The organism is Hungatella sp. SL.1.14, from assembly GCF_024460495.1.
Classification (GTDB): Bacteria; Bacillota; Clostridia; order Lachnospirales; family Lachnospiraceae; genus Hungatella; species Hungatella hathewayi.
This window is the reverse complement of record NZ_JANFYJ010000059.1, coordinates 1-4581: the sequence shown is the minus strand read 5'-3', so window position 1 is coordinate 4581 and position 4581 is coordinate 1. Positions and strand designations below refer to the sequence as shown.

6 protein-coding genes are annotated in these 4581 nt (G+C 47.6%); all 6 read left to right on the top strand.

The genetic code is table 11. The features are described from left to right. Window positions 1-212: 212 nt before the first annotated feature. The 6 genes from NE473_RS29645 to NE473_RS29620 all read left to right on the top strand — a co-directional run bounded on the left by NE473_RS29645 (window position 213) and on the right by NE473_RS29620 (window position 4489). A complete protein-coding gene (locus NE473_RS29645) occupies window positions 213-1232 on the top strand; it encodes a tyrosine-type recombinase/integrase (protein WP_256265519.1) in 1020 nt (339 codons plus the stop codon). A gap of 692 nt (window positions 1233-1924) precedes the next feature. Next, on the top strand, window positions 1925-2665 hold the full coding sequence (locus NE473_RS29640; protein WP_256265518.1) for a DUF4376 domain-containing protein: 741 nt from the start codon (window positions 1925-1927) through the stop codon (window positions 2663-2665). Beyond that, window positions 2646-3065 carry a putative ABC transporter permease gene (locus NE473_RS29635; protein ID WP_256265517.1) on the top strand — a complete coding sequence of 140 codons (420 nt, stop codon included), beginning with the start codon at window positions 2646-2648 and terminating at the stop codon, window positions 3063-3065. Before NE473_RS29640 ends, NE473_RS29635 begins: the two co-directional genes overlap by 20 nt. Window positions 3066-3081: 16 nt before the next feature. After that, on the top strand, window positions 3082-3399 hold the full coding sequence (locus tag NE473_RS29630) for a hypothetical protein (protein ID WP_006771488.1): 318 nt from the start codon (window positions 3082-3084) through the stop codon (window positions 3397-3399). Between the two features lies 1 nt (window position 3400). Continuing rightward, window positions 3401-3607, top strand: coding sequence for a holin (locus NE473_RS29625; protein WP_256265516.1), 207 nt, complete (start codon window positions 3401-3403; stop codon window positions 3605-3607). 132 nt (window positions 3608-3739) lie between these two features. After that, window positions 3740-4489 carry a peptidoglycan recognition protein family protein gene (locus NE473_RS29620; RefSeq protein WP_256265515.1) on the top strand — a complete coding sequence of 250 codons (750 nt, stop codon included), beginning with the start codon at window positions 3740-3742 and terminating at the stop codon, window positions 4487-4489. Window positions 4490-4581 lie beyond the last annotated feature (92 nt).

Sequence of the window (4581 nt, the reverse complement as noted above, 5' to 3'; positions counted from 1 at the left end):
ATCCAGCAGTATTATATGTAAGTCCTGCTTTGAAGGGTGTATTTAACGTATCAACATCCCAGCGGAGAAAAACAGGGCCATCACTAGGAGCCATAAGATTACTTGAGTAGACTGCTTTTGCTAAATCACTATTTTACTTAGTAACGAACATGATCGGTGGACGATATAAGGCCCTACCCTTTACAATAATCAGTGAAGGAGGGCTTATTTATATGGTAGAAAAGATACTTGAAAATGTAGTTAATGAGATGGCGCCGCATCTTAGCCAGGATCAGCTGGAGCACTTAAGCAATGTCTTGTACGTCAATTTCCATGGATTAGAGGTGGCGGAACAGTGCACTGAGTTGGCAGCTACAGGCGAGGACGGTGACGAGGCGAAGATCCGGATGTTCGTGGCCTCGAAGAAGGCGGTAAACCGGCAGAACAACACGCTTAAGCAGTACACCCGGGAGATCTGCAATATGCTGGATTTCCTGGGGAAGCGTCTGGAGGATATCACTGGCATGGATCTGCGGTACTACTACGGTGTAATGAGGGAGCGCCGGGGGATTAAGATGTCAACAATGCAGACACGGCTCCATTACCTGTCCAGCTTCTGGGATTTCCTGATCACGGAAGACATGGTGAGCAGTAATCCAGTTAAAAAGGTAGGTCTATTAAAGATCGAGAAGACGATTAAAAAGCCATTCTCGGCGGCTGAGATGGAGGCGCTGCGGACAGGTTGTCAGGAGTTGCGGGATCGGGCGCTGGTGGAGTTCCTATATTCCACTGGCGTCAGAGTATCAGAACTGGTATCGCTTAATGTGGGTGATATTGAGATGGGAAAGCAGGAACTGATTGTATATGGTAAGGGAAGCAAAGAGAGAAAGACATATTTGACTGATGGAGCTAAGTTTTATTTGCGCCGTTATCTGCGAACGCGCTGCGAGAATGAAGGAATAACCATAGAGGAATTACAGAGTCGGCCGCTCTTTGCTACACTGGATCGACCTCATGGCCGATTGACGGTAGCTGGAGTGCAGTATATGCTCCGCCAGCTGGGGCGGAGAGCCGGTGTTGAGGGAGTACACCCGCATCGGTTTCGCCGTACAATTGCAACGGATCTCTTATCCCGTGGAATGCCGATCGAGCAGGTCAAGGAGTTCCTGGGACACGAGAAACTGGATACGACGATGATATACTGCACCGTTAAAACGGAGAGTGTCCAGGCATCACATAGAAAATATGCATAATTAATAGTAACTGAGGTTGATTTTAAGCGGGCTTTTCGGGTCGCTTTATTAAGTTTACCTTGATGCATGTATGAAAGCAGGAAACGGGCAATATGGGGGTGATATGAGCGCTAAATGATATAGTGATTTAGCGGTGATGGTTATTGGTAACAAAAAAATAATATGGAACGCATACTGCGTAGTAACTACTGACGAGTATGGAAATTGCAATATACCATTTGGTTATACCTTTGCAGATAACGATATTTTTGTAATTCCTACGGTAGCGTATTCATATGATCAATGCTCAGCCAGCGTACGGGAAATTAATTCTACCGGATTTTCAGTATCCGTAAACGTAGCGGGGCAGCATTGGATAAATAAGGAGATTACATTAATCTGGGTCGCCATCGGAAACAAATGATCATTTTACCGGAACCGGTATTGACCATATAATTTCCCATTTTGCTGTTTGTGGATCATATCTTACCAAATTGATACCATTATTGTAAAACTCCAGTGATGATTTGGAGTCGTCATTATGCTTAAAAACAAAATATCTTTTTTCGCCGTCGGTTCCAAATTCCATGCCGTCAACATTACCGACAAGAGCTAAATCACTATATCACTTAGTCGATCATATAATTTTGAAAATTCTGGCCCCTCAAAGGGCCTTTTTATATATCTAAAAATAAGAAAGGAAGTAAAAAATCATGGAAAAAATTAGAATCGGTAAACAGGAGGCTCTTTTTGAGATCGAGTCTATCCGTCCGGTGTCAGGAAATGTTATGCAGCTTGTATTTCCTGATACCATGCCATCTGTATGGGGGGATATCACCATCTACACGGACGATGGCACGGAAGCAACTACTCTGACAGGTTATGACACAGTTTACCGCGACGAGGGTAAGACCGTGTACCTGTCTAATGATGGCAGCGTCTACACAGCCCCAGAGACGCCGGAGGGGCCAGGGAACCCGCCAGAGCCATATGTTCCAACACTGGAGGAGCTGCAGGCCGCAAAACGCCGGGAGATATCCGCAGCTTGCCAGCAGATGATCTATCAGGGCGTTAATGTCCCGTTATCAGATGGCAGTACAGACCATTTCGCATTGACGATTGAGGACCAGCTGAACCTCTTTGGTAAGCAGATTCAGGTAACTTCTGGCGCTACTCAGATTGAGTACCATGCAGACGGCCAGCCATGCCGGTATTACACCGCGGCAGATATGCAGGCCATTATCACAGCAGCTATGTGGCATGTCAGTTACCATACGACCTACTGTAATGCGATTAATATGTGGATCTCCGGCTGCCAGACCGGTGAAGAGGTACAGACAATCTTTTACGGAGCAGATGTCCCTCCGGCATACCAGTCAGAGGTGCTGCAGTCATATCTGACTCAGATAGCTGCGCAAACGGGAGGTGCTGCAGATGGCGCTGATCCTGCGTAAGTACCTGGTGTTGATGGCTACCGGCGGTCTGTTGTATGTGGCTCTGGAGCTGATCTGGCGTGGCCGGAGCCACTGGACCATGTTCCTGTTGGGCGGTATATGTTTCGTGGCGCTGGGGCTGATTAATGAGGTGTTACCATGGGATATGCCGATGTGGAAGCAGATTCTGATCGGCGTGGCCATCGTAACAGCCCTGGAGTTTATTACAGGCTGCATAGTCAACCTGTGGTTGGGCTGGAATATCTGGGATTACAGCGGGCTGTCTGGTAATATACTCGGTCAGATCTGCCTGCAGTATTGCCTTCTGTGGCTGCCGGTAAGCTTGGCTGGAATCGTCCTGGACGATTGGCTGCGGTACTGGTGGTGGGGTGAGGAGAGGCCGCGATATAAATTATTTTGAAAGGACGGTGCCATATGTGATTGAAACGGAGTTCATTGAGCGTTTGACAAAAGTCGAAGAGCGATCAAAGAGTAATACTCACCAGATAGATGATCTGAAGCCGGTTATTAATGAGATCCATACAATGTCTAAGACTATGGTGGAGTTGATTGGTGAGGTGAAATATACAAATGAGAATGTATCAGAATTAAAGGACAAAGTAGAAATTTTGGAAAAGGAACCGGCAAAGCAGTGGTCGGCAACGAAAAAAACATTTTTTACATCAATTACCAGCTCCATCGGAACCGCGGTGGCGGCTGGTATTTTGTATTTATTAAGTAGAGGAGGATTTTGATATGAACGAAAAAACAAAGAGATGGATCAAAGCTGCAGGAATCAGAGCAATTAAGACTATGGCACAGACCGCAGTAGCCACGATCGGTACAGCGGCCGTTCTGGGAGATGTCAATGGCCCGATGGTAATCAGTGCGTCGGTACTGGCTGGAGTTCTGTCTCTGCTTACCAGTGTAGCCGGATTACCGGAATTGGACAATGCTGCCTGAAAGGAGCGTGATCCTGCATCTCCCGGCCGGCAGGGTTAGAGCCGGAGCTGTTGCGATCTCGCAACGGTTGTAATATCACAACTTTTTATGGGCCTGGAATTCCGGCCCTTTTCTTTTTGAAGGAGGACAATTATGTTACCAATTACAAAACAAATCAAACAGATCAATTGCTACGCAAGCCAGAATCACCCAAAGTACATCGTGATCCACGAGACGGACAATTTTAACCGCGGAGCAGGTGCTGCAGCTCATTCCAGGGCACACAACAACGGCAACCTGGATACATCAGTGCACTATTACGTTGACGACGTGGCGATCTACCAGACGCTCAACCACACGGACGGAGCATGGGCCGTCGGCAAGCAGTACGGCACGCCGCTGGTGGCTGGAGTCAATAACAACAACACGATCAATATCGAGATATGCGTTAATCCTGACAGTAGCTACGACAAGGCGCGGCTTAACTGCGTAGATCTGGTACAGCATCTGATTCAGGAGACGGGGATCCCTGCTGATCGGGTGATCCGGCACTATGATGCCAAACGTAAATGGTGCCCGCGCAAGATGATGGACAGCCCGGAGTTATGGACGGACTTCTGCCTGCGGATCCGCGGCCAGGTGGACGAGGTAAAGAGCTTCGAGGACGGCGCCGGGAACTGGCATTTCACGATCAATGGGGAGTTGCAGAAATCCAGATGGATTAAGTATAAGAATAAGTGGTTTTACGTGAATGATTCCGGGAACATGGTTACTGGATACGTTGCGATCGGCGGCCTGGCCTATATGCTTAACCCGTCAAAGGCTGATATGGAGACATATGGGGCGCTGATGGTAACGAACAACCTTGCACAGGGCAATCTTGAGGTGCAGTGGGTGGAATAGCAAACAACAGAATAATGATGCGACTGAAGCTCTGGGAGGAATCCCGGGGCTTTTCTATTGCAAGATGCAGAAAGGAATTAATATGAAACTAA